Annotated in this window: 27 protein-coding genes; 7 read left to right on the forward strand and 20 right to left on the reverse strand. The window is 70.2% G+C overall.

Features of this window, described 5'->3' with window-relative positions:
• Positions 1-209 precede the first annotated feature (209 nt).
• Positions 210-566, forward strand: coding sequence for a 5-carboxymethyl-2-hydroxymuconate Delta-isomerase (locus tag ACIBJH_RS12650; protein WP_399116829.1), 357 nt, complete (start codon positions 210-212; stop codon positions 564-566).
• 15 nt (positions 567-581) lie between these two features.
• Here ACIBJH_RS12650 and ACIBJH_RS12655 read toward each other — a convergent pair whose 3' ends face one another.
• The 5 genes from ACIBJH_RS12655 to ACIBJH_RS12675 form a co-directional block, all read right to left on the reverse strand.
• Positions 582-1,271: a TetR/AcrR family transcriptional regulator gene (locus tag ACIBJH_RS12655; RefSeq protein ID WP_399116830.1), complete on the reverse strand. Its 690-nt coding sequence runs from the start codon at positions 1,269-1,271 to the stop codon at positions 582-584.
• 69 nt (positions 1,272-1,340) lie between these two features.
• A complete protein-coding gene (locus ACIBJH_RS12660) occupies positions 1,341-2,366 on the reverse strand; it encodes a PDR/VanB family oxidoreductase (RefSeq protein ID WP_399116831.1) in 1,026 nt (341 codons plus the stop codon).
• Positions 2,366-3,235: a metal-dependent hydrolase gene (locus ACIBJH_RS12665; protein WP_399116832.1), complete on the reverse strand. Its 870-nt coding sequence runs from the start codon at positions 3,233-3,235 to the stop codon at positions 2,366-2,368. Before ACIBJH_RS12665 ends, ACIBJH_RS12660 begins: the two co-directional genes overlap by 1 nt.
• An 89-nt stretch (positions 3,236-3,324) precedes the next feature.
• On the reverse strand, positions 3,325-5,244 hold the full coding sequence (locus ACIBJH_RS12670; protein ID WP_399116833.1) for a hypothetical protein: 1,920 nt from the start codon (positions 5,242-5,244) through the stop codon (positions 3,325-3,327).
• Positions 5,245-5,302: 58 nt separating this feature from the next.
• Positions 5,303-5,803, reverse strand: a complete 501-nt coding sequence (locus ACIBJH_RS12675) for a tetratricopeptide repeat protein (RefSeq protein WP_399116834.1) — start codon at positions 5,801-5,803, stop codon at positions 5,303-5,305.
• 139 nt (positions 5,804-5,942) lie between these two features.
• Here ACIBJH_RS12675 and ACIBJH_RS12680 point away from each other — a divergent pair, with 139 nt between their 5' ends.
• Complete coding sequence (locus ACIBJH_RS12680; RefSeq protein WP_399116835.1) at positions 5,943-6,344, forward strand: hypothetical protein; 402 nt, start codon at positions 5,943-5,945, stop codon at positions 6,342-6,344.
• 92 nt (positions 6,345-6,436) lie between these two features.
• Here the strand turns inward: ACIBJH_RS12680 and ACIBJH_RS12685 are convergent, their stop codons facing one another.
• From ACIBJH_RS12685 to glnII, 7 genes are all read right to left on the reverse strand, one after another.
• Positions 6,437-7,984, reverse strand: coding sequence for a DUF1996 domain-containing protein (locus ACIBJH_RS12685; RefSeq protein WP_399116836.1), 1,548 nt, complete (start codon positions 7,982-7,984; stop codon positions 6,437-6,439).
• A gap of 183 nt (positions 7,985-8,167) precedes the next feature.
• Positions 8,168-8,821, reverse strand: coding sequence for a response regulator transcription factor (locus tag ACIBJH_RS12690; RefSeq protein ID WP_200711641.1), 654 nt, complete (start codon positions 8,819-8,821; stop codon positions 8,168-8,170).
• Positions 8,806-10,023 carry a sensor histidine kinase gene (locus tag ACIBJH_RS12695; protein WP_399116837.1) on the reverse strand — a complete coding sequence of 406 codons (1,218 nt, stop codon included), beginning with the start codon at positions 10,021-10,023 and terminating at the stop codon, positions 8,806-8,808. Before ACIBJH_RS12695 ends, ACIBJH_RS12690 begins: the two co-directional genes overlap by 16 nt.
• A gap of 155 nt (positions 10,024-10,178) precedes the next feature.
• Positions 10,179-11,177 (reverse strand): NAD-dependent epimerase/dehydratase family protein, encoded by a 999-nt coding sequence (locus tag ACIBJH_RS12700; protein WP_399116838.1) that lies wholly within the window; start codon positions 11,175-11,177, stop codon positions 10,179-10,181.
• A 60-nt stretch (positions 11,178-11,237) separates the two neighbouring features.
• Positions 11,238-11,843: a winged helix-turn-helix domain-containing protein gene (locus ACIBJH_RS12705; protein ID WP_399116839.1), complete on the reverse strand. Its 606-nt coding sequence runs from the start codon at positions 11,841-11,843 to the stop codon at positions 11,238-11,240.
• A gap of 293 nt (positions 11,844-12,136) precedes the next feature.
• Positions 12,137-13,078: a DUF6891 domain-containing protein gene (locus tag ACIBJH_RS12710; RefSeq protein WP_399116840.1), complete on the reverse strand. Its 942-nt coding sequence runs from the start codon at positions 13,076-13,078 to the stop codon at positions 12,137-12,139.
• Positions 13,079-13,163: 85 nt separating this feature from the next.
• Positions 13,164-14,192 carry a glutamine synthetase gene (glnII, locus tag ACIBJH_RS12715; RefSeq protein ID WP_399116841.1) on the reverse strand — a complete coding sequence of 343 codons (1,029 nt, stop codon included), beginning with the start codon at positions 14,190-14,192 and terminating at the stop codon, positions 13,164-13,166.
• Positions 14,193-14,472: 280 nt separating this feature from the next.
• Here glnII and ACIBJH_RS12720 point away from each other — a divergent pair, with 280 nt between their 5' ends.
• Positions 14,473-15,342: an alpha/beta fold hydrolase gene (locus tag ACIBJH_RS12720; protein WP_399116842.1), complete on the forward strand. Its 870-nt coding sequence runs from the start codon at positions 14,473-14,475 to the stop codon at positions 15,340-15,342.
• Between the two features lie 3 nt (positions 15,343-15,345).
• On the opposite strand, the gene ACIBJH_RS12725 is transcribed toward ACIBJH_RS12720, so the two are convergent.
• Together ACIBJH_RS12725 and ACIBJH_RS12730 are read right to left on the reverse strand one after the other, a co-directional pair.
• Positions 15,346-16,032, reverse strand: a complete 687-nt coding sequence (locus tag ACIBJH_RS12725; RefSeq protein WP_200716531.1) for a hypothetical protein — start codon at positions 16,030-16,032, stop codon at positions 15,346-15,348.
• A 142-nt stretch (positions 16,033-16,174) separates the two neighbouring features.
• Positions 16,175-16,534, reverse strand: a complete 360-nt coding sequence (locus tag ACIBJH_RS12730) for an arsenate reductase family protein (protein WP_399116843.1) — start codon at positions 16,532-16,534, stop codon at positions 16,175-16,177.
• 164 nt (positions 16,535-16,698) lie between these two features.
• On the opposite strand from ACIBJH_RS12730, the gene ACIBJH_RS12735 reads away from it, so the two are divergent.
• Positions 16,699-17,013, forward strand: coding sequence for a hypothetical protein (locus tag ACIBJH_RS12735; protein WP_200716533.1), 315 nt, complete (start codon positions 16,699-16,701; stop codon positions 17,011-17,013).
• A gap of 126 nt (positions 17,014-17,139) precedes the next feature.
• Here the strand turns inward: ACIBJH_RS12735 and ACIBJH_RS12740 are convergent, their stop codons facing one another.
• Positions 17,140-18,321 (reverse strand): winged helix DNA-binding domain-containing protein, encoded by a 1,182-nt coding sequence (locus tag ACIBJH_RS12740; protein WP_399116844.1) that lies wholly within the window; start codon positions 18,319-18,321, stop codon positions 17,140-17,142.
• 132 nt (positions 18,322-18,453) lie between these two features.
• On the opposite strand from ACIBJH_RS12740, the gene ACIBJH_RS12745 reads away from it, so the two are divergent.
• Together ACIBJH_RS12745 and ACIBJH_RS12750 are read left to right on the forward strand one after the other, a co-directional pair.
• On the forward strand, positions 18,454-19,794 hold the full coding sequence (locus tag ACIBJH_RS12745; protein ID WP_399116845.1) for a DUF2252 domain-containing protein: 1,341 nt from the start codon (positions 18,454-18,456) through the stop codon (positions 19,792-19,794).
• 228 nt (positions 19,795-20,022) lie between these two features.
• On the forward strand, positions 20,023-20,328 hold the full coding sequence (locus tag ACIBJH_RS12750) for a hypothetical protein (RefSeq protein WP_399116846.1): 306 nt from the start codon (positions 20,023-20,025) through the stop codon (positions 20,326-20,328).
• A gap of 37 nt (positions 20,329-20,365) precedes the next feature.
• Here ACIBJH_RS12750 and ACIBJH_RS12755 read toward each other — a convergent pair whose 3' ends face one another.
• The 5 genes from ACIBJH_RS12755 to glnA form a co-directional block, all read right to left on the reverse strand.
• The gene (locus ACIBJH_RS12755) at positions 20,366-20,950 is read right to left on the reverse strand and encodes a hypothetical protein (RefSeq protein ID WP_399116847.1); all 585 of its coding nucleotides are present in this window, start codon (positions 20,948-20,950) and stop codon (positions 20,366-20,368) included.
• Positions 20,951-20,952: 2 nt separating this feature from the next.
• On the reverse strand, positions 20,953-21,876 hold the full coding sequence (gene htpX / locus ACIBJH_RS12760; RefSeq protein WP_262063000.1) for a zinc metalloprotease HtpX: 924 nt from the start codon (positions 21,874-21,876) through the stop codon (positions 20,953-20,955).
• Between the two features lie 168 nt (positions 21,877-22,044).
• Positions 22,045-22,257, reverse strand: coding sequence for a hypothetical protein (locus ACIBJH_RS12765; protein ID WP_399116848.1), 213 nt, complete (start codon positions 22,255-22,257; stop codon positions 22,045-22,047).
• A gap of 202 nt (positions 22,258-22,459) precedes the next feature.
• Positions 22,460-22,714, reverse strand: a complete 255-nt coding sequence (locus ACIBJH_RS12770) for a hypothetical protein (protein ID WP_399116849.1) — start codon at positions 22,712-22,714, stop codon at positions 22,460-22,462.
• Between the two features lie 99 nt (positions 22,715-22,813).
• The gene (glnA, locus tag ACIBJH_RS12775) at positions 22,814-24,223 is read right to left on the reverse strand and encodes a type I glutamate--ammonia ligase (protein ID WP_399116850.1); all 1,410 of its coding nucleotides are present in this window, start codon (positions 24,221-24,223) and stop codon (positions 22,814-22,816) included.
• Positions 24,224-24,421: 198 nt separating this feature from the next.
• Here glnA and ACIBJH_RS12780 point away from each other — a divergent pair, with 198 nt between their 5' ends.
• Entirely contained in the window at positions 24,422-24,892 is a 471-nt protein-coding gene (locus ACIBJH_RS12780; RefSeq protein ID WP_399116851.1) for an RDD family protein, read from the forward strand.
• Positions 24,893-24,957: the final 65 nt, after the last annotated feature.

Below are 24,957 nucleotides of genomic sequence, written 5' to 3' on the forward strand. Positions count from 1 at the left end.
GGGCGCCGGTGAGCGGGATCTGGTGCGTGCAGCTGCAAGGCGGAGGAGGGCGGCGACGCGGTGGGGGCACCTCCCGGCCGAAGGCTGGGGGACGTCGGCAACCGACGACAACGCGGCAGATGCGCGTGCCAGATCCCGCGTCTGCGGCATGATCGGCCGGACAGGCCCTAGGGTGAGCCCGTCATTGGCTAGAACAACAGGGGAATCCCATGCCGCAGATCACCGTCGACCACTCCCACACGATCTCCTTCGACCAGGACGGTTTCGCCCGTGCGCTGCACGAAGCGGTGGTCGAGATCGCCGCGGCCAAGCCGGAGGCGTGCAAGACCCAGTTCCGCCCGGCCGAGTACACGGCCTTCGGATACGAGGGTCTCGACGAGCTGGGACACACCGTCGTCCATGTCACCCTCGGCCTGCTCGCCGGCCGCACCGAGGAGACCAAGGCCAAGCTGACCGAAAAGGTCCTGGGACTCCTCCGCGAGTACATCGACGAGGACGGCTCCGTGCTGCACGCCTCCGCCGAGGTACGCGAACTCGACGCGTCCTACCGGAAGTTCGAGCGCTAGACCGCTGCCTGTCTCCTACGACGCCAGGGCGATGAGCCGGACGACGAGGTCGGTGAACGGCCCGTCGCCCGGCTCGTTCCGGAGGGACTCGCGCAGCAGTGCGGCCAGTTCGTCGTCGTAGGCCGCGCTCACCGCCGCCAACGCCCCGAAGTCGTGCACGAGTTGGCGTTCCAGATCGGCGCGCGGGATACGCCGGCCGTCCAGCCAGATCAGTGCCGTCGACTCGACCAGCGATATCCATGAGCGGATCATCAACTCCAGCCGGGCGGGCGGCTGTTCGACCTTCATGTGGGAGAGGATCTGGAGGTACGCGGCCTGCCGTACCCCGTCCACGAGCGCGTTGGTGGTGGACGAGCCGACCGCCGGACCGCCGCGCATCAGCGCCGCGAAACCGGGTCCGTGGTCGTCCACGAAGTCGAAGAACCGGCCCATCACCCGCAGCAGCCGTCCCCCCAGCGAGCCCTCCTCGGGGACCACGAACCGCCCGGCGAGATCGTCCGAGGCGCGCTGCAACGCGGCCTCGTACAGGCTGAGTTTGCCGGGGAAGTAGTGGTAGACGAGCGGTCGCGAGATGCCCGCGGCTGCGGCTATCTCGTCGATGGAGACCTCGTCGGGCGAGCGATGGCTGAACAGGTCGAGAGCGACGCCGATCAACTGCTGCCGCCGTTCCTCGACTCCCATCCTGCGGCGAACCCCGGTACTCATGCGAACACCTTACCGATCTGATCCGGCCCCGAACGGACCGGACCGACCAGGGTTGTTCACATCACCCCATCACAGATCCAACACCAGACGCACACTTCGGGCCCGGGACACGCAGATCAGCATCGAGTCGGCCCGCTCCGCGTCCGTCAGCAACTCGTCCCGGTGCTCAACTTCCCCTTCCAGTACTCGCTGTTGACAGGTTCCGCAGAATCCCTGCTCGCAGGAGTAGAGGGTGTTCGGCAGCTCCGCACGGACGGCGGCGAGCACCGTGGAGTCGGCCGGTACGGTCAACGTCCGTCCGCTGCGCCGGAGTTCGAGTTCGAAGGCTTCGCCCATGGACGAGGTCCGGGGAGCGAAGCGCTCCAGACGCACGTCCGGGAAGCGCACCTCGACGGCCGCCATGAGCCCCTCCGGCCCACAGCAGTAGACGACGGCACCCTCCGGTACGTTCGCCAACTCCCGGTCCAGATCCGGCAGTCCGGCCACGACCGTCACCCGTTCCGCGCCGAACTCCTCGATCTCCGCCAGGAACGGCATCGACTCCCGCGTCCGACCGGCGTACAGCAGCCGCCAGTCGGCGCCCTCCGGCAGCGCCCGCAGCATCGACAGAATGGGCGTGATCCCGATGCCGCCGGCCACGAAGACATACGTGGGCGCAGCGACGAGCGGGAACCGATTACGCGGCCCCCGCACCTCCAACTCCGTACCCACCCGAACCTGTTCGTGCACCTCGCGCGACCCGCCCCGCCCGTCCTCGACCAGCCGCGTGGCGACCGTGTACGACGAGGTGTCCGCCGGATCCCCGCACAGCGAGTACTGCCGCACCAGCCCCGAAGGCAGCACCAGATCGATGTGCGCCCCCGGTTCCCAGCCCGGCAAGTCCCTTCCCTCCAGGCGCAGTTGTACGACGCCCTCGGCGACCGTCTCCTTCGCGGCGACCCGCAGCCGCAGTGCCCGGGTGCGCGGTCGGCCGGAGGTCGGCGGGTCCAGGGCGGGCAGTGGCCACAGCGGTGAGACCCGCACCCGGCGCCGCAGCGCGCGCCGGGTCAGCAGCGCGGCACCGGCCAGCACCGCGACCGTGAGCGGCTTCGGCACTACTCCGCCCTCTTCTCGGCGGCCAGTGCCGCGGGCGAGGAGGCCAGATAGGCGACGGCCTGCTCGGTGCTGCCCTCCTGGGAGGGGTGGTAGGCGCGGCTCAGATAGCGGGGTATGGACCTGAGCATGTCGCCGGTGGCTGGCAGGGTGCCGCGCCGACCGGCGACGTAGAAGTCCTTGAAGCTCGCGCGGCGGTCGACGAGGGTCGGGTCGTTCGCCATGAAGAAGCGGGACCCGCGCTGCCACAGGAACATCAGCGCGGCGAACGCGGTGGCCCAGGTGCGGGCGCGCCGCCGGTAGTTGCCGTCGACGTGCATGAAGAGATCGAAGGCGACGGACCGGTGCTCGACCTCCTCGGCGCCGTGCCAGCGCAGCAGGTCCAGCATGGTCGGATCGGCGCCCCGGCGGTCCAACTCCTCGGCGTTCAGCACCCAGTTGCCGAGGAACGCGGTGTAGTGCTCGATGGCCGCGATGATCGCGACCCGCTCCAGCAGCCACCACTTGCGGGCCCGGCCCGGGGGCAGGGTGCGGTCGCCGAGCAGCTTCTCGAAGAACCAGTCGACCTGCGCGGTGTACGGCGTCGGGTCGAGGCCCAACTCCCGTAGATGCGGGAGGACTTCGTCGTGGGCCTGGGAGTGCATCGCCTCCTGGCCGATGAACCCGATCACGTCCTCGCGCAGCCGCTCGTCCCGGATGAGGGGCAGCACCTGCTTGTAGACGTGCACGAACCACCGCTCCCCGGCGGGCAGCAGCAGATGCAGCACGTTGATGGTGTGCGTCGTGAACGGATCGCCGGGCACCCAGTGCAGCGGGGTGCCCTCCCACGAGAAGGACACCTTTCGGGCCTTGAGCGGCTGCTTGTTGGACATGGCGTCAATGTACTGACGGGTAAGTCCGGGGGGAACCCTTGTGCGGGGACTTGTTGACGTGAGTGTCAGCTAGGGCCTTCGGTGAGCGCCTAACGGAGGCCGGTGATCGTCCTGCCGTCGGCCAGCGTGCCGTTCAGCTCGGCCTGGACGCCCTGCTTGGTCTTCACGGCCAGCAGGCCGCCCTGCGCCGAGCCGGTCACCCCGCCCGTCGCCCTGATCGACTTGGTGTCCTTGCCGCCGGCGGCCAGCAGATACCAGCTGCCCGCCGCCGACTTCCACAGCACCCCGGCCAGCACCTGGGGGTCGCGCGCCCCGCACGCCGCCACGTCCTGCGCCTTCGCGGCGACCGCGCCGTACGTCCCGCCCGGGGTGTGGAACTGCGCCAGCACCCGTTCGCCGCCGCCCTGCCAGGTCTCGGCCCGGGTGCACACCCAGACCGCCGTGCCGCTCGCGTCGGGCAGCGGCTGGGCGGCGTACTGCCAGGCGTTCACGGACCGTACGCCGAGCGAGCGCATCGCGCCGAGGGAGCAGGCGAAGGGCGCCCAGGCGCGCTGGGTCTCCGCGCCGGACACCTCGTGGGCCGCGCCGGGCCGCCCGGCGGTGAGGTGTGCCGGGACCAGCTCGCCGAGGTCGCTCATCAGGCGGGTGCCGGTGTCGTCGGTCAGCTGGAGCACATTCCACGACGTGCACGCGCCGGTCTGCTGGGCGGGGGACGCGAGCGGCGAGGTGATGCCGTCGGTGAGGGTCATGGGCAGGGCGCCCGCGCTCGGCTTCAGCAGGTCCCGCTCGGCGACCTTCTTCACCCAAGGGGCGGTCAGATAGCGGACGTTGCCGTCGGCCCGGTCCAGGACCACCGCGTCGGCCTCGGTGCCGGTCGCGCCGTCGACCCGCGCGAAGTCCAGCGCGGCGCCCTTGGTGCCGTCCTTCGGTTCGGCGTAGCGGGCGATGCGCAGACCGTCGTAGAGGATCACCACGCGGGCGTTGTCGACCGTTCCCGCGTACAGGAGTTGGGGCGGTCCCGCCGGGCCGCCGGAGGGGGTGCCGGCGGTCGCCGAGACCTGGACGGACTCGCCGGGGCGGGCCCAGACGGCGAGGGCGCGGCGCAGCAGGGCGGTGTTCTCGGTGAGGTCGCCGCGGGCGGGCCAGACGGAGAAGTCCTTGCGTGTGGAGAGCTCCCACGCGGTGGGCGCGATCCGGGTCAACTTGCCGGGATTCAGGGCGGCTTGGGCCGCCGGGTTCTCCGCGTAGGCGGGTGCGGCGGCGCCGTCCGGGCCCCAGCCGCCGTCGGGCAGCGCGAGCAGCGCGCCGCACACGGCGACAGCCGCCGCGGCGGCGAGCGCGGCCTTGCCGTGCTGACGGCGGCGCATCAGATCGGTGGGCCGGGCGTGCAGCGAACAGGGGTCGAACTCGGGGGAGTTCAGCAACTCGTACTGCGCGGGCGCCTCGTCGGCCTCGCGCAGCGCCGCGTCCACCTCGTCGACTCCGGCCGCCGCGAGCACCCGGCGCACGTCGCCGTCGGGCAGCTTCTCCAGGCCGCGCAGCGCGTACACCGCGCGGGCCGGTCCCGACAGGGCCGACAGCCGCTGGTCCAGGGCGAGTTCGTCGGCGCCGCCCGAGCGGGGGAAGAGCCGCAGGCCCCACACCTGGGGGAGCAGCGGCGGGAGTTGGGAGCGCTTGGGCCACGCCCGGAACGACAGCGGGAGGCCCGCCTCCAGTGCCGTACGCACGACCTGGAGGCGGACGAACGCGTAGCCCGGGTCGCCGTCCCGGCCTGTCGACTGGGCCGGGATCGCGGACGCCGAGGCGCGGCCCCTGGGCAGGGCGCGCTGGGTGAGGGCGTGCGCGGTCAGGACGCGCCGGTTGCGGCCGAGGCTCGGGGGGAGCACCAGATAGGCGAGCCGGACGAGCCGTGGATAGTGCTCGACGAGCGCGGCCTCGGCCTGTTCGACATCGACGACCGGGGCGGTGGGTGAAGCTGCGGGGCGCTTGGCGACATCCTGTGACTGCACGTTCAGCAAAACGAGCGAATCGTGAGTTGGTCACCGCCACCCGGGCGACTCAGGCGGTTCAGCCGGTGGGATCCACCAGTGCCCGCGCGTAGTTCGCCATCGACCGCTGGTAGCGCGGCAGATGGGGCGCGAGGGCGCCCAGTACGAGGGACAGGCCCTCACGGTCGCGGCCGAGGCTGGACAGACACAGCGCGAGGCAGGCGCGTACCGCGTCGTCCAACTCGTCGGAGGGACCGTCGAGTTCGGGCGTGAGCAGCTTGACGCCCTCCTCCGCCTGGCCGATGTTCCGCAGCGAACTGGAGAGTTGGATCTTCGCGCGACGCCCCTTGTAACCGTCCAGCCCGCGTGCCAGCGCCTCCCGGTACAACGGAACCGCCTGGTCCGAGTGGCCGGTCGAGTCCCAGGCACAGGCCCGCTCGAAGGGTCCGAACGGGCTGCCGTCCGGGAGTTCGGCGACGAGCGCGTCGATCAGCGCACGGAAGTCGGCGGCCCGCTCCTCCGGATAGTCGTCGAAGGTCGCCCAGGCGGCGGCCGTACGGTCTTCCCAGTCTTTGTTCACGGGCGCCACCTTCGCACACGCGTCCAGCCGGGGCCCAAGGATTTGAGTGCGGGGCCCGTTGTGTCCGTATCGAAGGAGAAGGCCCCTCGTCGGGGCCGTCTGCGGCATGCTGCTGACCGGACTACCGGAGGAACGACAGATGAGGCTGACCCGACCGATGCTCGCGGTGGCCGGCGCCACGGCGGCGCTGGCGCTGGTGGGCTGCGGCGCCGACACCAAGGCCGCGACCGTACCGACGGCGGCCACCGGCAGCCTGGAGAGCCTGGCGGCCAAGGTGAAGTGCACGCCCGACCTCCAGACCGACGCCGACGAACTCCGCCAGGCCATCTGCAAGATGAGCTACGGCAAGTTCGTCCTCGCGACCTTCGCCACCGACCGCGGCCAGCGCGAGTGGATCAACGACGCCAAGGACTACGGCGGTTTCTACCTCGTCGGCCGCAAGTGGGTCGCCGTCGGCACCGACAAGATCGTCAAGAAGCTGCAGACGACGCTCGGCGGCGACGAGGAGATCGGCACCGACCACTCGAAGCACACCAGCTGAACCCCTCGTACCGAACTCCTGGTACGGACACACGAAAGCGGGCGGTGGGAGAATCCCACCGCCCGCTTTCGTACTACCTACTGGCTACCTGCTCACTGGCACTTCTTGCCGGTGTTGACGCAGTTGGCGATCTTCGCCGCCAGGTTGTTCTTGGTGACGCTGATGAAGTCGTCGTGGTCGGTCGACGCCTTGTGCAGCTGCTCCGGGAAGCCGTCCACCGCGTAGGCGTTCTTCACGGTGCCGTCCGCCTGGATGGTGGGGGGCGTGATCTTGTAGACCAGGCGCATCGTCAGCTGGGGGATGGCCTTGAAGCCGTTCCCGCAGACACCGCTCGCCGGGTCCGCGAAGGCCACGTGCGTACGGTGGTTGGCGCTGTCGATGTTCACGCCGTCCCAGCAGCTCTGGAAGGCGAAGGTGCGGACCACGTTGCTGCCCTGCGGGCAGATCGGGTACTGCTCCGTCAGCTGGACCTTGTTCTCGAAGCCGGTGCAGCTCCAGTGCGCGTTGGCGTTGGCCAGACCGTTGGTGAGGGTCTTGGCGTCACCGGTGATGATGCGCAGGAACTGCGGCATCGCGACGACCTTGCTGGCCGGCGAGCCGACGTACTTGATCTGCGCCGACTGCGGGGTCAGGATCTTGCCGACGTTGCCTTCCTTGCCACCGCCGAGCGCGTTGGCGTCGAACTCCTGCGAGCCGTCCTGCACACGCACGACCGGCCAGTAGTACGAAGAGAGGTCACTCTGGTTCTGGCAGCTGGAGGGGGCGGCCAGCAGCGAGTCGTTCGTGGAGAACGCGTTGACCTTCTGGTTGCCGACGTAGTCGTGCTCGTGGTGCGCGCCGTTGGTCACACCGGGCGCCACGATGACGTTGTCGGTGTTGTGGTTCTTGTTGGCGTTGACACCGCACTTGGTGGTGAAGGAACCCGTCGAGGCCTGAGCCTGGTTCTGGGGCTTCGCCAGCACGTTGTTCGCGACCTTCGTGATGTCCACGAAGTCCGCGGCCGTCGGGCCGTTGCCTGCCTGGCCACCGTTGTTGGCGGCGGGCGCGGAAGCGCTGGCGCTGGCGCTGGCACTCGGGGCGGCGGTGTTGCCGTTGTTGTTCTGCCCGCCGTTGTTGTTGTTCTGCCCGCCGTTGTTGTTCTGGCCACCGGCGGTGGTGTTGTTGGCGGTCTGCGTCGTACAGGCGGCGAGTTGCTTCAGTGCAGCCGCGTTGACACTGCCGCCCACTCGCTGGATGTCGATGCGGATACGGTCGATCGTCGCGGCCCGCTTCTCCTTGAGGGGGCCGACGATCGCGTTCTGCACGAAGTTCGGGTCGTTGGCCTGTGCCTGGCGCGTCGAGGCGAGCCGGGCGTAGGCCTCGGTGATCTGCTTGTCAAGGTTCGCCAACTCGGTGGCGACGCCCTGGCTGGCCTTCTGCGGCACGTTCGTCAGCTGCTGGCCGACGTCCGGGCAGGCGATCGTCGCGACAGCACTCGCCGCAGCGGCCTTCGTCGTGTTCTGGCCCGACGAGTTGGACTCGTGAGCCGAAGCGTTCATCTGCGCCCAGAGCAGCCCGGCCCCACCGAGCGCTAGGGCAGCCGAGGCGGCAATGGCCTTGGTGGCCATCGGCGTACGGCGTTTACGATCATTGCGTCCCATGGAACTCCTCTGACTTCCTTGCGGGGCAGCGAGGCGCCCGACAGGAGTGAAGCGGCTCCCTCAGATACGCAGGAGGTCCCAGGAGTGTTCAGCCGTCTCATAAATTGATGAGAGGTTCCTGGGTAAGTCCCCTCTCAACTGGCCGTTAAACACCGGCAGTTGTGATCGACTCACAGCTAGTGCTCAGCGTCCCTGGTCCAAATAGGCCAATACCGCCAGCACACGACGATTGTCGTCGTCCGAGACTTCCAGCCCCAGTTTGGCGAAAATATTGGACGTGTGCTTTCCGATCGCCCGTTCCGTCACGACGAGTTGCCCCGCGATCGCCGCGTTCGACCGCCCCTGCGCCATCAGTTCGAGGACCTCGACCTCCCGGGGCGTGAGCCGCCCCAGCGGCCGGTCGTCGGCCGCCCGCCGCGCCAGCAACTGCTGAATCACCTGCGGATCCATCACCGTCCCGCCTCCGGCCACCCGCCGTACGGCGTCCACGAACTGCTCCGCGTCGAACACCCGGTCCTTCAGCAGATAGCCCACCCCGCCACTCCCGTCGGCGAGCAACTCCCGCGCGTACAACTGCTCCACGTGCTGCGACAGCACCAGCACCGGAAACCCGGGCCGCTCCCGCCGCGCCCGCAACGCGCACTGCAGCCCCTCGTCGGTGTGCGTGGGCGGCAGCCGTACGTCGACCACGGCCACGTCCGGCGCCAACTCGGCCAGCGCCCTGGTGAGTTCGGGCCCGCTCTCCACAGCGGCGGCGATCTCGAAGTCGTAGGCCTCCAACAGCCGCACCAGACCGTCCCGCAGCAGGAACAGGTCTTCGGCTAGGACAACACGCACGGAATCTCCATGGTCACCACGGTGGGACCGCCCGCGGGGCTGCTGACGGCCAGGACGCCGTCGAATGTACCGAGTCGCCGCCCGACTCCGGAGAGTCCCGACCCCGCCCCGACCACGGCACCACCCCCACCGTTGTCGGTGACGGAGATCCGCAGCACCCCCTCCGCGTGCTGGAGATCGACCCAGATCCGGTCGGCCCCCGAATGCTTCACCGCATTGGTCAGCACCTCACTCACCGCGAAGTACGCGGCCGACTCGACCGGCGCGTCCGCCCGCCCGCCCCCGATGTCCACGCCCACCTCCGTCGGCACCGGCATCCGCAGCGCCAACGCCCTTACGGCATCGCCGAGTCCACGCTCCGCCAGCACCGGCGGATGGATACCGCGCACGAGGTCGCGCAGCTCGCCCAGCGCCTCGGCGGAGGACTGACGCGCCCGGGCCAGCAGCTCCTTGGCCTTCGCCGGATTCTTCTCGATGAGCGCCTCGACGGTCCCGAGATCCATCCCCATGGCCACCAGCCGGGCCTGCGCACCGTCGTGCAGATCGCGCTCGATCCGCCGCAGCTCGGCCGCCGAGGAGTCCACCGCGTCCCGCCGCGTCTCGGTCAACACCCGCACCCGCTCGGCGAGTTCACCTTGCCCCGGAGCTAGCACGGCCCGCGTCAGCAGGAAATGGACCCGCAGCAGGGCGGGCGTGAGGAAGTAGGAAGCGACGAGCAGCGCGACACCCAGCAGCCCCGCGAGCAGCGCACTGCCCTGCCCACTCACCGGCACGAACCCGTACCACCACCCCACGTACGTCCCGTCCGTGAACACCCGCCACAGCCCGAGGGCCAGTGCGAACCCCTCCAGCGGATAGAACACGAGGGCGGCCGGCACCAGCGCGGTGACGAATCCGGCGGTCATGTCGACGAACAGCCAGCCGAGCAACCGGAAGGTGACTTTCCAGGACTTCGCCCCGCTCGGCTCCACCGGAATCCGCACCCCGCACCACTCCACGGCGAACAGCCGCCGCCGATTCGCGTGCGCCCGCACCCCGGCCAGCACCCAGGGCGTGGTGATCAGCCCGATCCCCACAGGGACGAGCAGGAGGGAGACGAGCGTGAGAACGAAGAGGACGAGCGACCCGTAGAGGGAGATGAGAGCGAGCGCGAGCCCGCGCAGCCCGGCCATGACGACTGTACGGGCCCTGTTCGTGTCCATGGGCCCAGTCTCACGGAGCGCGGCGACAAGGTCACGGGGCCCGCGCACCGTGATGGGGGTGTCGCTACCGACACCGGTTCCCTGCGGCTTTTGCCTTTAGGGGCGCGGGGAACTGCCCGACCAGCTCCCACGCACCCGCAGCCGACAAATCACCCCTACAACGGCACCCCAAGCACCTTCGCTTCCACAACAGGGTCGAGCCCCACCGTCGGCCGATCCGGCCGCTGAGGTGCGGAACCCCCGATGCCCTGCAACCACCCCCACGTATCAGCCACCGTCTCCTCCACAGGACGACAGCTCAGCCCAGTCGCCACCGCCCGGGACACATCCGCACAGTGCAACGCGTCGTACCCCTCACTCCCGGCCGGAATCCACACCGGCAACTGGGTCCACGGCTCGATGCCCGCCCCGAGCACGACATCCGCAGAGGTCCACCGCAGCTCGGCCGGCCCACCGGTGACCCGCACACACGCGTCCAACAACGACCCCATCGTCGCGTGCCCCCGCGGAGAGGTCAGGTTGTACGCCCCGCTCAACTCCCGCTCCACAGAACCGAGCACCCACTCCGCGAGGTCCCGCACATCCACGTACTGGAGCGCGAGATCCCGCGGTCCCGGCGCCAACACCGGCCCACCGCGCGCGACCCGGGTCAGCCACCACGGCAGCCGCCCGATGTTCTCGTACGGCCCGAGAATCAGCCCCGCCCGCACGAGCACCGACCGCTCCGCCCCGAACGCATCGAGCGCGGCCAGCTCCCCGCCCCGCTTGTCGCGCGCGTAGTCCGTCTTGTCGGCGTCGGCCTCGGCGCCCTCGACGACGGGCGCGTCCTCGGTGTACCCGGCGGGCGGCGCCCACTCGTACACCGAGCGGCTCGACACGTACACATACCGGCCCACCCGCCCGGCGAGCAGCCGCGCAGCGTCGTGGACCGCGCGGGGCGCCGCCGACCAGGTGTCGACAACGGCGTCCCACTCGCCCCCGGCCAGCGCGTCGAGCCCACCGGGCGCGGTGCGGTCACCCCGCAGCGCCCGTACCCCGGGCAGGGCCTCGTGCCGTCCCCGGTTGAGGACGGTCACCTCCCAGCCCCGCCCGAGGGCCGCCTCCACGACGGCCCGTCCCGCGAACTCCGTACCGCCCAGCACCAGAAGTCTCATGTCGACGACTCTGCCCGCGCGGCCCGCGGAACGGAACGCGAATCTGCCGTCAGCAGATGATCAACGCGCGGTCGGCGGCGTGTACTTGTACCCGACCCGGCGCACCGTCTGGATCGCCTTGCGGTGCTCGACGCCCAGCTTGCGGCGCAGCCGGGCGATGTGGACGTCGACGGTACGGCCGTCGCCCACATGCCCGTAGCCCCACACCGTGGTGACCAGCTGGTCGCGGGTGTGCACCCGGTTGGGGTGGGCCACCAGGTGGGCGAGGAGTTCGAACTCCAGGTAGGTGAGGTCGAGTTCCTCGCCCTTGAGCTGCGCGGTGCGCTGCACGGTGTCGATGCGGACGAGCGGTTCGGCGTCGGCGCTGAGGCGGGCGGTGATGCCGGGCCCGCCGTCGGGCAGCACGTCGGGGTGTCCGGTCCGGGCGAGATGCGGGCTGTCGGCCGGGATGAGGACGAGGTACCCGACCATCGGCGGCTGCCCCGGCAGGGTGGGCAGCGTGTGCGGCGGCGCCGGCAGCCAGGTGGCACCCGGCGGCAGGAACTCCGCGACGTCGATCACCTCGTCCCGGTCGACGGCACGCAGATGATTCCGCGCGCCGCTCGGGGCGGGGGAGTGCGCCGGGGCGTCGAGGGTGGCGGAGGGCAGTGAACGGATGATCGCCATGAGAGGTCAGCTCTTTCGCGCGAGAGGTTCGTCGAGGGACGTACATCGAGTCGCGCAGGCCGGAGGCCGAGGGTGTACGGCTTTAGAGGGCCGGCGCGTTCATCGCGCGACAACACACCCGGTCGAAGTCATGGTGCTGACGGGAAGGCCAGAAGGGCTCCAGGTCATGGCGACCCGTCGCTCCGCACTTCTGGTAGTTGCCCATGGGCCCATTGAAGCAGACACACGCCCGCAACAGGACCCTCCTCTCACAGCTTGGACGCCCCCTTGGCGGGAAATTGACGTCCGACCCCTCATCCCACCAGCCGTCTGTGCCAGGTCAGCGGCTCGACGTCGATCGCCTTGTCCGGATCGCCGTCCCAGCCGGCGGACAGCCCGGCGGCCCGGAGCGCGGCCAGCACCTCGTGCCCGACGGCCGTGGCGGTCTCGGCCGAGCCGTCGAACCCGCCGTAGTGCAGAGCGAGTCCGTGCCCCTCGGCGGCGTGCTCGGTGACCTGCTGATGGAAGAAGACGAAGCCACGCGCACCCTCCCGCTCCGCGCCTATCTCCGCGAGGCCGCAGCCCCGGCAGCAGGCGAAGTTCTCCCGGGCCGTGATGCCGCTCGCGTCCAGCGCCTCGAAGGCGCGGGTGAGCCGCTCCGGGTCGGTGACGCCCTCCCAGGCCGCCTGCTCGGTCACGCGCTCCACCCACAGCCGGTCCACCAGCCGCGCGGCCTGTGCGCGGGAGACCGGCCGCTCGTCACCCTTGACCAGGTAGTCCTCGGCGATCTCGGTCAGCGTCTTCCGGTCGTCGTAGCCGCAGCGCAGCCGCGTCCAGACCCGCTCCTCGACCTTCTCCCGCACCTCGTCCGGGAGTTCGGGCACCTCCTCGCGGGGGCCCAGGTCGACCGGCTCCCAGTCGAGGCCCGCGTCCCAGCCGGCCGTCTGCCGTGCCCAGGCGGTCAGCAGCTCCGCCACGAGTACGGGATCCGTGAGGTTCGTGCCGTAGAACTCGGCCTCGCTCAGGCGGTGTTCCAGCCGGTAGTCGCCGCCCTTCTCGTGCCACACCTGGGCGAACACGTCCGGGAGGTCGGGTATCCGCTGCACGATCAGGAAACGGTCGTGGGCGCCCCCGATCCGCGCGACCAGCTCCCGCAGTCGTACGGCCGAAGTCCGCGGGTACGTCTGCCTGTTCTCCGTCTCGGCCTTGATGTCGAGACCCTCGTCGATGCCCGTGAGGCCCCCGTCGATGTCCATGGATCAAGACTGGCACGCGCCACTGACAACGCGAGGGGGCGCCCACCGTGACAGTGGGCGCCCCCTCGCGCGAGTGCGGGGCGGATCAGACCTGGCCGGCCTTCTCCAGGGCGGAGCAGCACGTGTCGACGATCAGGCGGGTGACGACGTACGGGTCGACGTTGGCGTTCGGACGGCGGTCCTCGATGTAGCCCTTGCCGTCCTTCTCGACCTGCCACGGGATACGGACCGAGGCACCGCGGTTGGAGACGCCGTAGGAGTACTCGTTCCACGGGGCGGTCTCGTGCAGGCCCGTCAGGCGGTCGTCGATGCCGGCGCCGTAGTTCTTGACGTGGTCGAGGGGCTTGGAGCCCTCGCCGAGGGACTCGCACGCGGTGATGATCGCGTCGTAGCCCTCGCGCATCGCCTTGGTGGAGAAGTTGGTGTGCGCGCCGGCGCCGTTCCAGTCGCCCTTGACCGGCTTGGGGTCGAGGGTCGCGGAGACGCCGAAGTCCTCGGCGGTGCGGTAGAGCAGCCAGCGGGCGATCCACAGGTGGTCGGAGACCTCCAGCGGGGAGACCGGGCCGACCTGGAACTCCCACTGGCCGGGCATGACCTCGGCGTTGATGCCGGAGATCGCGAGACCGGCCTTGAGGCAGTTCTCCAGGTGGGCCTCGACGATCTCGCGGCCGAAGATCTCGTCGGCGCCGACACCGCAGTAGTAGCCGCCCTGGGGGGCCGGGAAGCCGCCCTCGGGGAAGCCCAGCGGGCGGGAGCCGTCGAAGAAGGTGTACTCCTGCTCGATGCCGAAGATCGGCTCCTGAGCGGCGAACTTGTCCGAGACCTCGGTGAGCGCGGCACGCGTGTTGGACTCGTGCGGCGTCATGTCGATGTCGAGGACCTCGCACATGACGAGGATGTCGTCGCCGCCGCGGATCGGGTCCGGGAAGCTGGCGACCGGCTTGAGCACGCGGTCCGAGGAGTGCCCCTCGGCCTGGTTCGTGGACGACCCGTCGAAGCCCCAGATCGGGAGCTCGGCGCCCTTGGCGTCGTCGGCCAGAATCTTCGTCTTGGAACGGAGCTTGGCCGTCGGCTGGGTGCCGTCGATCCAGATGTACTCAGCCTTGAAGGTCACGGGCCACATCCTTCGGGGTGGGTCATTCGTCGCACTTGCGGGTGCTGCGGCGCAGCGGCACTGGAGCGCCGCGATTCATGCCGGGCAGCCTGTCAACATGCGATTTCCCGATCATTGCTCAAGTGTGAACCCCGTGTTACCTGGCCATGCTGTGGCGCGATTCACCCCACCCGCGCCCGACGCACTGTTCGCAGTCGCAGACGGAGGCGGCCTGATGGCTCGTATGCGATGGGGTTGGCCCTAGCGCAGGGGTATCAGAGGGAGGGAGAGGTGAGTGGGCATGAGCATCCGCGGCACGTACGACCCCGACCGCTTCGGGGCCGCCTACGACAAGGTCATGGCGAAGTGGCCCGAGGAGCGGGAGGTGGTGAGCGTCCCGACGCCGTTCGGCGAGACGTATGTCAACGTCTGCGGGCCGGCCGACGGGCGTTCGCTCGTACTGCTGCCCGGCGGCGGGGGAGCGACCTCGGCGTCCTGGTACGCCCAGGCCGGCGAACTCGCCCGGGCCGGCCACCGCGTCCACGCCGTCGACCTGATCGGCTTCCCCGGCCGCAGCGCCCCGGCGCCCGGCCGGCGCCCGCGCACGGTGGCCGACCTGATGACCTGGCTGGACGAGGTGTTCGACGGGCTGGGCGTGACTCCGGCCGCCGACCTCGGTGGTCATTCCTACGGCGGCTGGATCGCCCTGCACTACGCACTGCACGCGCCCGGCCGGATACGCCGCCTGTTCCTCCTCGACCCGACCCAGTGCTTCGCCGGGTTCGAGACGGCGTATCTGCTGCACGCGCTGCCGATGCTGCTACGGCCCACCCCGCGCCGGGTCCGCGCGTTCCTGGAGTGGGAGACCGGGGGAGCGGCGCTGGACCCCGACTGGCTGCGCCTCCAGGAGGCGGGCGCGGGGTTCCCGTCCGCGAAACCGGTGACCGGTCCCCGCCCGGCGCCGGACGCGCTGCGCGGGCTCAACGCGTCGGTCCTGCTGCTTCTGGCCGGAAGCAGCAGGACCTATGACACGCACCTGGTGGCGACCCGGGCGGCGAGTCTGCTGCCGCACGTGGAGACCGACATCCTCGCGAACGTTTCTCATCACGCGCTGCCGCAGTCCGCACCTGAGCGACTGGGCCGTCACCTCACCGGTTTTCTCGGACCCTGAGCGTCACCCCACCTTCTGGATCAGAGCACGGCGGATGAGGAACTTGCCGGGCTCACGGACCTGTTCGAATGCGGCGTTGTTCAGCAGGACACAGCTGCCGGAGACCGAAGTCACCTTCACCGTCGTGGACTTGTTGTTGTCCAGGTTGGTGACCTTCAGCGTCGTCCCCGCCGGGAACTGGTTGCTGGAGGCGGCGGGCGCACCGGCCTCGCCGGAGAGCGTGACGGTCGAGCCGTTGCACACCTGGCTGCCCGCGGCGGCACCCGTGCCGGTGTTGCCGGTGTTGCCCGCCGGAGGGGTCGCCTTGGAGGTGGCCGTGGCCGCGGGTGCGGACTGCGCGGGCTGTGCGGCCTGGGAGCCCTGAGCCGACTCCCCAACCGTGCAACCGGACGCCTTCTGCTGCACCTTGATCTGCGCGATGACCGCCTCGCGGTTGGCGATCCGCGCCGCCGACTGAGCGTCGGGATTGGCCTTCTGGCCGGCGATGAAACTCTGGTTGTTGCCGAGGGCGGTGGCGAGCCCCTGGCAGACCGTCGAGTTCGGGGCGGACAGCGTCTTGGCGTTCTGGGCCGACGACTGCGACGCGTTCGACGTGGTGGCGAGAGCGAAGGCCCCGCCTCCGGCGACCGCCGCGGCGGTGACCAGCAGCGCCAGCTTCTTCTTCGTGCTGGCAGTTCTCCTGCGCGACATGCGCGTCTCCTGTGGGGTAGGCGACCGTACGCCGCTATGTACGGGATGCCGAACGATGTAACTCATCCGACATAGAAGTCACTGAAGTGACGTACGCCACACAGGAGTTGTGGATCATGCGTCGCGCCCCCGCCACCGGGAGCTACCGGGAAAGGGCCTCCCGCACGGCCTCGTCACTGCGCGCGACCACCGCCGTACCGTCGTCCGCCGTGATGATCGGCCGCTGGATCAGCTTCGGCTGCGCGGCGAGCGCCGACACCCACCGCGCCCGCGAACTGCCGTCCCGCGCCCACTCCTTGAGCCCCAGCTCCTTCGCCACGGGCTCCTGGGTGCGGGTGATGTCCCACGGTTCGAGCCCGAGCCGTTCCAGTACGTCCCTGATCTCGGCCTCGCTCGGCACGTCCTCCAGATAGCGGCGGACGGTGTACTCGGCACCCTCGGCGTCGAGCAGGCTCACGGCGCTGCGGCACTTGGAACAGGCCGGGTTGATCCAGATCTCCATGGGGCTCACGGTACGCGAAAACCCGTCTTCCACCTGCGTCACAACGCCCTCAACAGCCGTTGTGGCCAGGGCATTTGTCAGTGGTGGGCAGTAGAATAGAAGCAGTGTTCGAGGGTGTCGCCGGGGGGTCCGGACGGCGCCCTGACCGCGACAGGAGGATGTCCGTGCCCGCTGCCGCACTGAAGCCGAAGCCGCTGCCGACCCAGTCCACCGCGAAGCGTTCCGTCCAACTCGACCTGCCCTACGTGCCCGTGGCGAAGCGGCCGCTGCCGCCCGGCCGCCCGCGGGAGTGGTACGTCACGCACAACCGCCGCCTCAAGGCGATGCGGCTGGCCATCGCCCTGCTCGACTCGGGCGTGTACGTCCCGAACCAGGCCCGCAACGAGACGATCCGCAGCACCGCCGAACTGATCGGCGTCCACGCGCCGTCGGACACGACGTGTCACATGGTGCGGGCGCTGATGCGGTACTCGCGCTGAGGGGTGACCGGTGTTGGTGCGGGGGTCCGGGGGCTGCTGCCCCCAGGCCCCCGCTTCGGCCCAGAAGGGGCCTCGTCCTCAAGCGCCGGACGGGCTGCATAATGCGTGCCCCCGATATCAGCACCCCTACGCCGACAACTCCTTCTCCACCGGCGTCCGGAACCGCGGTGTCACCCGTGTCGCCCCCACCCACCCCCGCAATCGCTCGGCCGCCTCACCGATCGCCGCCTCCGCCTCCCGGCCGACGTCCGTCCGGTCGAGCACGCGCCACACGATCTCGCCGTCCGGCCGCTGGGCCCAACTCCCCACCACCCGCCCGTTCCACCACACCGTGGGCCCCACGTTGCCGCTGTAGTCGAACAGCGCGGGGCGCAACTCCGGTGCCAGGTACCAGTCCCGGTGCTGCCAGCCCATCGCCGTCGGATCGAGCGCGGGCAGCAGGGCGGCCCACGGTTCGGCGGGGTCGGCCGGCGGATCGAGTTCCCCGGCGGCGACGTACCCCGTGCCCTCGTCCAGGGACACCGGCTCGGCGCCGATCGCGGCCAGCGCCCGGCGGACCTCCGTCACCTTCCACCCCGTCCACCACTTCAGGTCGGCCTCGGTGGCCGGGCCGCAGGTCGTGAGCCAGCGTCGGAGCAGGGCCGACTGGGCCTCGGCCACGTCGAGTTCGGGATGTTCCGGCGCCACCGCCCAGCGCAGCTGGCTCGACGTCCAGCCGCCGAGCGGACGCCCCCGTACGACCTTCCCCTCGACCCCCAGCACCCTCAGCAGCCGGGTCGACAAGGTGTGGACGCCCTCGTAGCTCTTCCCGGCCGCGTACACCCACTGTTCCCTCAACCTCGGTTCGTCCTCGGCGAGTTCGGCCGCTGTCGCCTGCCCGCGCCGGGCCAGCGCGGCGAGCGTCGCGTCCTCGACCTCCTTCAGCCAGACCGCGTCCGGCGCCCCCGCCCTGGCCATGTCCTTTACCAGGGAGGCCCGTTCACGTGCGGCAACAGCGAGTCCGGTGGACGCGTGCACGACCGCCGTCAGGGCGGTGGGGAACACGAACACCGTGTGCCGCATGCCGTGCATACGCAGGAGGGTGCGGTCCTCGTACAGGGCGCGGGCGGTCTCGTCCACGGTGACGGTCGGGTCGGCCAGCCGCGCCCCCACGGCCAGGAACACCGTCGCCGGGTCCGAGCCGTGCAGGGCGACGAGGGAGTCGGCGACGTCCTCGGGCGTTCCGGCGCGGGTGCTCGCGGCGAGACGGTGGCGGAGGGCGAGCCGGGTCCGCCGTTCGGCCGCGGTGATGTGGCGCGGGCTGCTCATCCGGACCTCCGCTGGAAAGGGTGACTGCTCGACCGACAGTAAACGGGTGGGTCGGCGGGCGGACAGTCTGTTCGTTCACCCGATCGCCGTGCAGGCGATGCGTCCCCACGCCCACCCGGTTTCACTGCGTACATGACCACACCGGGCGACCGAGCGGAGCGTGGCCGTGCCGCGCGCAAACGCGTTGCCCGGTCCGCGCACGCCGGCTGGATCCCCTCCGTGGACCGCCCCGACCCCGTCGCCGTACTGGAACGCCAGGGCCGCGACCGGCTCCCGGAACTCCTCCCGATCCGCTACGGCCGGATGGTCGCCTCGCCCTTCGCCTTCCTGCGCGGCTCGGCCGCCGTGATGGCCGCCGATCTCGCGTCCCAGCCGCACACCGGACTCACCGTGCAGCTGTGCGGTGACGCGCACCTCCTCAACTTCGGCCTGTACGCGTCCCCGGAACGTGCCCTGCTCTTCGACCTCAACGACTTCGACGAGACATTCCCGGGCCCCTTCGAATGGGACGTCAAACGCCTCGCCGCCAGCATCGCCGTCGCCGCCCGCGAGAACGGCCACGGCGACACCAAGGCCCACCGCGCGGCGCTGGAGGCGACCGCCTCGTACCGTACGGCCCTGCGTTCCCTGGCCCGCAAGGGCGAACTCGCCGTCTGGTACGACCGGATCGACGCCGACAGCCTGCTGCCGCTGGTCCGCTCCGCCCGCGACCGCCGCCGGGTCGAGTCCAGCCTCACCCGCGCCCGCCGCCGCACCAGCCTGCACGCCGTCGGCAAGCTCACCGAGACCGTCGACGGCCGCCGCCGTATCGTCCAGGACCCGCCCCTTCTGGAACCGGCCGGTGCCTCGGACATGGCCGCCGTACGCAAGATCTTCAGCGACTACCGCTCCACCCTCTCCGAGGAGCGCCGCCTGCTGCTCGACCGCTACCGCTTCGTCGACGCCGCCCGCAAGGTCGTGGGCGTCGGCAGCGTCGGCACCCGCTGCTTCATCGTGCTGCTCTCCGGCCGCGACCAGGACGACCCGCTGTTCCTGCAGATCAAGGAGGCGCGGAAGTCCGTACTGGAGGAGCATCTGCCGACCGGACCGTACGTCCACCCCGGTCACCGTGTCGTCGCCGGCCAGCGCCTGCTCCAGGCCGCGAGCGACATCTTCCTCGGCTGGATGACCGGACCGCAGGGCCGCGCCTTCTACTGGCGCCAGCTGCGCGACATGAAGGGCTCCGCGGACGTCGCCGGCATGAGCCCGGCCGAACTCCTCGCCTACGGCCGCCTGTGCGGCACCGCGCTGGCCCGCGCCCACGCCCGCTCCGGCGACCGCGTCGCCATCGCCGCGTACCTGGGCGGCACCGACACCTTCGAACACGCCGTGGCCGACTTCGCCTCGGCCTACGCCGGCCAGACCGCCGCCGACCACGCCGCGCTGGACGCGGCGGTGGCGGCGGGTGTGGTGACCGCGGCACCGGGGATCTGACAGGGGCGACCGGGGGCCGCCCAAAAAACAGATGCACGCCGAGTGATCGCGCCCCTACGCTGGACACACGTTGCGGAGCTGCCCACCACCGCTTTCGGCAGGACAGGTACCACCCCGCGGACTCGGGGCTACTCTCTACGCACCGACGGCCGGACGCCCTCCTCCAGCGCCCCGTCGCGCCCACAAAAGATCACCGCTCGTACACACCCACGCCCACGGAGGCCCGTCATGGGCACCATCGTCATATCCGGGACCGTCGTCCTGGTCGTCTTCGGCTTCGGCAACCACGTCTGGTGGCTGGCCGCGGTCGCCGTCCTCTTCCTGTACGTGCAGTACGGCCGCGACTCCTCGTCCTCGTCCTCTTCCTCGGCGTCGTCCTCGTCGGCCGCGGGCTCCTCCTCGGGAGGCGGAGCCACTCCGTCGAGCTACCGCGCGTACCGCGACCGCCGGGACAAGCAGGCCAAGTGGGAGCGTCGCTACCAGCGCGAACGCCCCCTGGAGTCGCGTCGGCAGGCACGCGAGAAGAGCAAGTGAGAGCAAGGGGAGATCAAGTAGGACAAGGGGGCGCTCCCTACAACCCGGGGGCGCCCCACACCGGGAACCACCGGCTCAGATCCTGCTCGATCCGCAGGTCGTTGCCGAGCATCGACTTGACCTGCAGTTCCAGTGAGCTGTCGCGCCGCTGCCCGTCACCGGCCAGCGGCGCGAACGGGAAGAACGTCCCGCGCTTGTAGAGATAGACGAGCGCGAGCCGCCGCCCCCCGTCGTCCTCGAACCCGGCGAGCGAGCACAGCAGTTGGGGTCCGAAGCCGTTGACCTCCATCGCGCTGTTGACCGCGTGCAGATCGTTGACCAGCGCGGAGAGCTGGTCGGGCGCCCGGTGCGAGACCAGCCACGAGTAGCCGTAGGCGTCCTGGGTCAACTCCACCGGGGGACCGGTGCGTTCGGAGTCCGCGTCCAGGAGCGCCTGGACCTCCCGGTGCGTCTGCTCGAACGCCCCGCCCTCCACCGTGGCGAAGCACACCGCACCGCGCCCGGTCGCCGTGAATCCGGCCGCCGCCTCCAGCGTCACCGCCGCCGAGGGCAGCGCGAACAGCTGGTCGAGATCGGGGGCGACCGGTTTCGTACGGCCGAGCAGGATGTCCAGCAACCCCATCCTCAGCCCGCCTTGTCGATGCCGGGCACCGCCGCCTCACCCAACTCGGCGGAGATCCGCCCCAGTTGGTCGAGCCGCTGCTCCAGGCTCGGGTGCGTCGAGAAGTACTTCGAGATACCGGGCTCGGTGCCGGTCGCCGGCGTGAAGTAGAAGGCGTTGAAGGCCTGCGCGGTCCGCAGGTCCTTGGTCGGGATCCGGGCGATGTCCCCGTCGACCTTGGTGAGCGCGGAGGCCAGCGCCGAGGGCTTCCCGGTGAGCAGGGCCGCCGCCCGGTCCGCCGCCAGCTCCCGGTACCGGGACAAGGCCCTGATCAGCAGGAAGCTGATCGCGTACACGGCCGCCGAGATGCCCATGATCCCCGCGAAGACGGCCAGCGTGTTCTGGTCCTTCCGCCCCCGGAAGATCTGCGAGTAGAACGCGAACCGCACCATCAGCCCGGCGAGCACCCCGAGGAACGAGGCCACCGTGATCACGGCCACGTCCTTGTGCGCCACGTGCGACAACTCGTGCGCGAGCACACCCTCCAGCTCGGCCGGCTCCAGCCGCCGCAGCAGTCCGGTGGTGACACAGATGACGGCGTTGTCGGCGTTCCGCCCGGTGGCGAACGCGTTCGGCATATCGATGTCCGACACGGCGACGACGGGCTTGGGCATGTCGGCCACGGCACACAGCCGGTCGATCACACCGTGGAGTTCGGGATACTCCTCCCGCTCCACGATCCGCCCCTTCATCGCGTACAGCGCGATCCGGTCGGAGAACCAGTACTGCGCGACGAGCAGCCCGCCGGCCAGCACCACGACCAGCACCCAGGACTTCAGCAACACGATCAGCGCGGCCACGAACGCCACGTACAACAGCCCGAGCAGGAACAGCGTCAGACCCATACGCACGGTCAGCCGCCGGTCGCTCCGGAAGCGGCTCTGCATCTGCCATCACCCCGCAGTCAGGCACTCGTCCCACTGCCCAGTGTGCACCCGCGCCTTCCCATGAAGTGGTCCCGATCGGCCCTAGGCGGAGCAAAAGGTCCCTGTGAATCCGGGTCCGGTCCTCACCCCCGCTTTACGGCCCGGCCCGCTCGGCCCACCCGCGCACCTTCACATCCGGATCGTCCGACAACACCTCGGCCGCCCGCCGCTCCCGCCCCGCGCGTCGACCAGCCGGAACGCGGCGCCCCGCACCGGCCGGGACCACCCTGCCCCCAGCCACTCCTCGGGCACCAGCGCCGCGGTCACCTCGCGCACGACCCCGGCCACCGGATCGTCCAGAAACCCCACCGCGAGGTCGGTCCGCCCGGCGCGCCGAAGCACCGTGACCCCGGCGGAACTGCGCGCCTTGAGCAGCGGTCCGAAGAACCTCGTCGTACGCCCCGCCCTTCGCCACGGCAGCCGGTGCGGGCGAGCCCGGCGGGCGCATGCGGCTCATGCCGCAACGCCTCGTCCAGCCACAGCCACAGCCACGCGAGGGCATCACCGAGGTCGACCTTCTCGCCGCGACTTTGGTCCATCTCCTTTACGGCGCCCGGAAGTTGACGTACCCCAGCAACACGATGACCGCGGCGACACTCCCCAGCACGACCACCGTCGACATCCACGACGACCGCCGCGGCCCCACCCCCTCGGGCTCACCCCGGAACGGCACCGGTCCAGGCGGGTTCTCCTTCCAGCGGGCCGCGAGCATCCGGGCCCGCGCGGAGGGCTCCTTGTGCTCGGCACTGTCGGCCCACTTGATGTCGAACTCCCGCTTCTCGTCGTCCTGTTGTCCCATCCCCGTTGCCCCTCCCGGAAAACACAGTGTGTGTACGACGGTGCCCCCGCCTCTCCGAAGAGAGACGGGGGCACCCGGCGATCGGTTCGATCGGTTGGATCACACGTCGTAGTAGAGCTCGAACTCGTGCGGGTGCGGACGCAGCTGCAGCGGCGCGATCTCGTTCGTGCGCTTGAAGTCGATCCACGTCTCGATCAGGTCGGACGTGAAGACGTCGCCCGCGAGGAGGAACTCGTGGTCGGCCTCAAGGCGGTCGAGGACGGCCGGGAGGGAGGTCGGGACCTGGGCGACGCCCGCGTGCTCCTCGGGGGCCAGCTCGTAGAGGTCCTTGTCGATCGGCTCGGCCGGCTCGATCTTGTTCTTGATGCCGTCAAGGCCCGCGAGGAGCAGGGCGGAGAAGGCGAGGTACGGGTTGCCGGAGGAGTCGGGCGCGCGGAACTCGACGCGCTTGGCCTTCGGGTTGGAGCCCGTGATCGGGATGCGCATCGCGGCGGAGCGGTTGCGCTGCGAGTAGACCAGGTTGACCGGGGCCTCGAAGCCGGGGACCAGGCGGTGGTACGAGTTCACCGTCGGGTTGGTGAACGCGAGCAGCGACGGGGCGTGCTTGAGGATGCCGCCGATGTAGTAGCGGGCGATGTCCGACAGACCCGCGTAGCCGGCCTCGTCGTAGAAGAGCGGGGAGCCGCCCGCCCACAGCGACGAGTGGACGTGCATGCCCGAGCCGTTGTCGCCGAAGATCGGCTTCGGCATGAAGGTCGCGGTCTTGCCGTTGCGCCAGGCCACGTTCTTCACGATGTACTTGAAGAGCTGGAGGTCGTCGGCCGCGGCGAGCAGCGTGTTGAACTTGTAGTTGATCTCGGCCTGGCCGGCGGTGCCCACCTCGTGGTGCTGGCGCTCGACCTGGAGGCCGGACGCGGCCAGCTCCAGGGAGATCTCCGCACGCAGGTCGGCGAAGTGGTCGACCGGCGGGGTCGGGAAGTAGCCGCCCTTGTAGCGGACCTTGTAACCGCGGTTGTCCTCGACCGCACCGGTGTTCCAGGCGCCGGCCTCGGAGTCGATGTGGTAGAAGGCCTCGTTCGACTTGGTGTCGAAGCGCACGTTGTCGAAGACGTAGAACTCGGCCTCGGGACCGAAGTACGCGGTGTCGGCGATGCCGGTGGAGGCGAGGTACGCCTCGGCCTTCTTCGCCACGTTGCGCGGGTCACGGGAGTACTGCTCGCCCGTGATCGGGTCGTGGATGAAGAAGTTGATGTTGACCGTCTTGTCGCGGCGGAAGGGGTCCACGCGCGCGGTCGACAGGTCGGCGCGGAGCGCCATGTCGGACTCGTGGATGGCCTGGAAGCCGCGGATCGAGGAGCCGTCGAAGGCGAGTTCCTCGTCCGGGTCGAAGGCCGTCGCCGGCAGCGTGAAGTGCTGCATCACACCCGGCAGATCGCAGAATCGGACGTCGACGAACTTGACGTCCTCGTCCGCGATGAACTTCTTGGCCTCGTCGGCGTTCTGGAACATCCAGCTCCTCCTACTCCCGACCGTCCGTGCCGGGGTGGTAGTTCGTTCGTGCGGCCAGTGCGGTGGCACACGCTGGACCCGACCTTAGGGACGGGGGATTTCTCAGGCGTGACCCATTTGTTTCGCCCAAGTTAACCGGTCTTGAGCCGCCTGGCCCCTCCTGTCCGCATGGCAGAACGGGGGCAGTACCGTGGACGGGTGGACAACAGGGATGCAATCGGCTCATGGCTCTCCGGGCCCCGGGAAGCCGCCGAGCGGGCAGGTGTCGACTTCGGCTACCGCGGCGAGCAGCTCGGCCTGCCCGAGCACGGCCCCGGCTCCATCGCCCGCCCGGGCCGCCGCCTCGGCGCCCTCGCCGTCGACTGGGCCCTGTGCCTGTTGATCGCATACGGCCTGCTCACCCACGGCTACAAGCCGGAGGCGACCGGCAACTGGGCTCTCCTCGTCTTCTTCGTCCTGAGCCTCCTCACCGTCGGCACCATTGGCTTCACCCCGGGCAAGCGCCTTTTCGGCCTCCGCGTCCACGCCCTCGACACCGGCCGCCCCAACCCCCTCCGCGCCCTGCTCCGCTCCGCCCTGCTCTGCGTCGCGATCCCGGCCCTGATCTGGGACCGCGACGGCCGCGGCCTCCACGACCGGCTGGCCCGCACGGTCGAGGTGCGGATCTAGCAGTAGTCGTACGACCGAGGGGGTGCCCCGGAGGGACCCGGGCCGCCCCCTTTGGCGTGCCGGGC

This window comes from Streptomyces sp. NPDC050548 (assembly GCF_044457385.1).
In the GTDB taxonomy this organism is placed as follows: domain Bacteria; phylum Actinomycetota; class Actinomycetes; order Streptomycetales; family Streptomycetaceae; genus Streptomyces.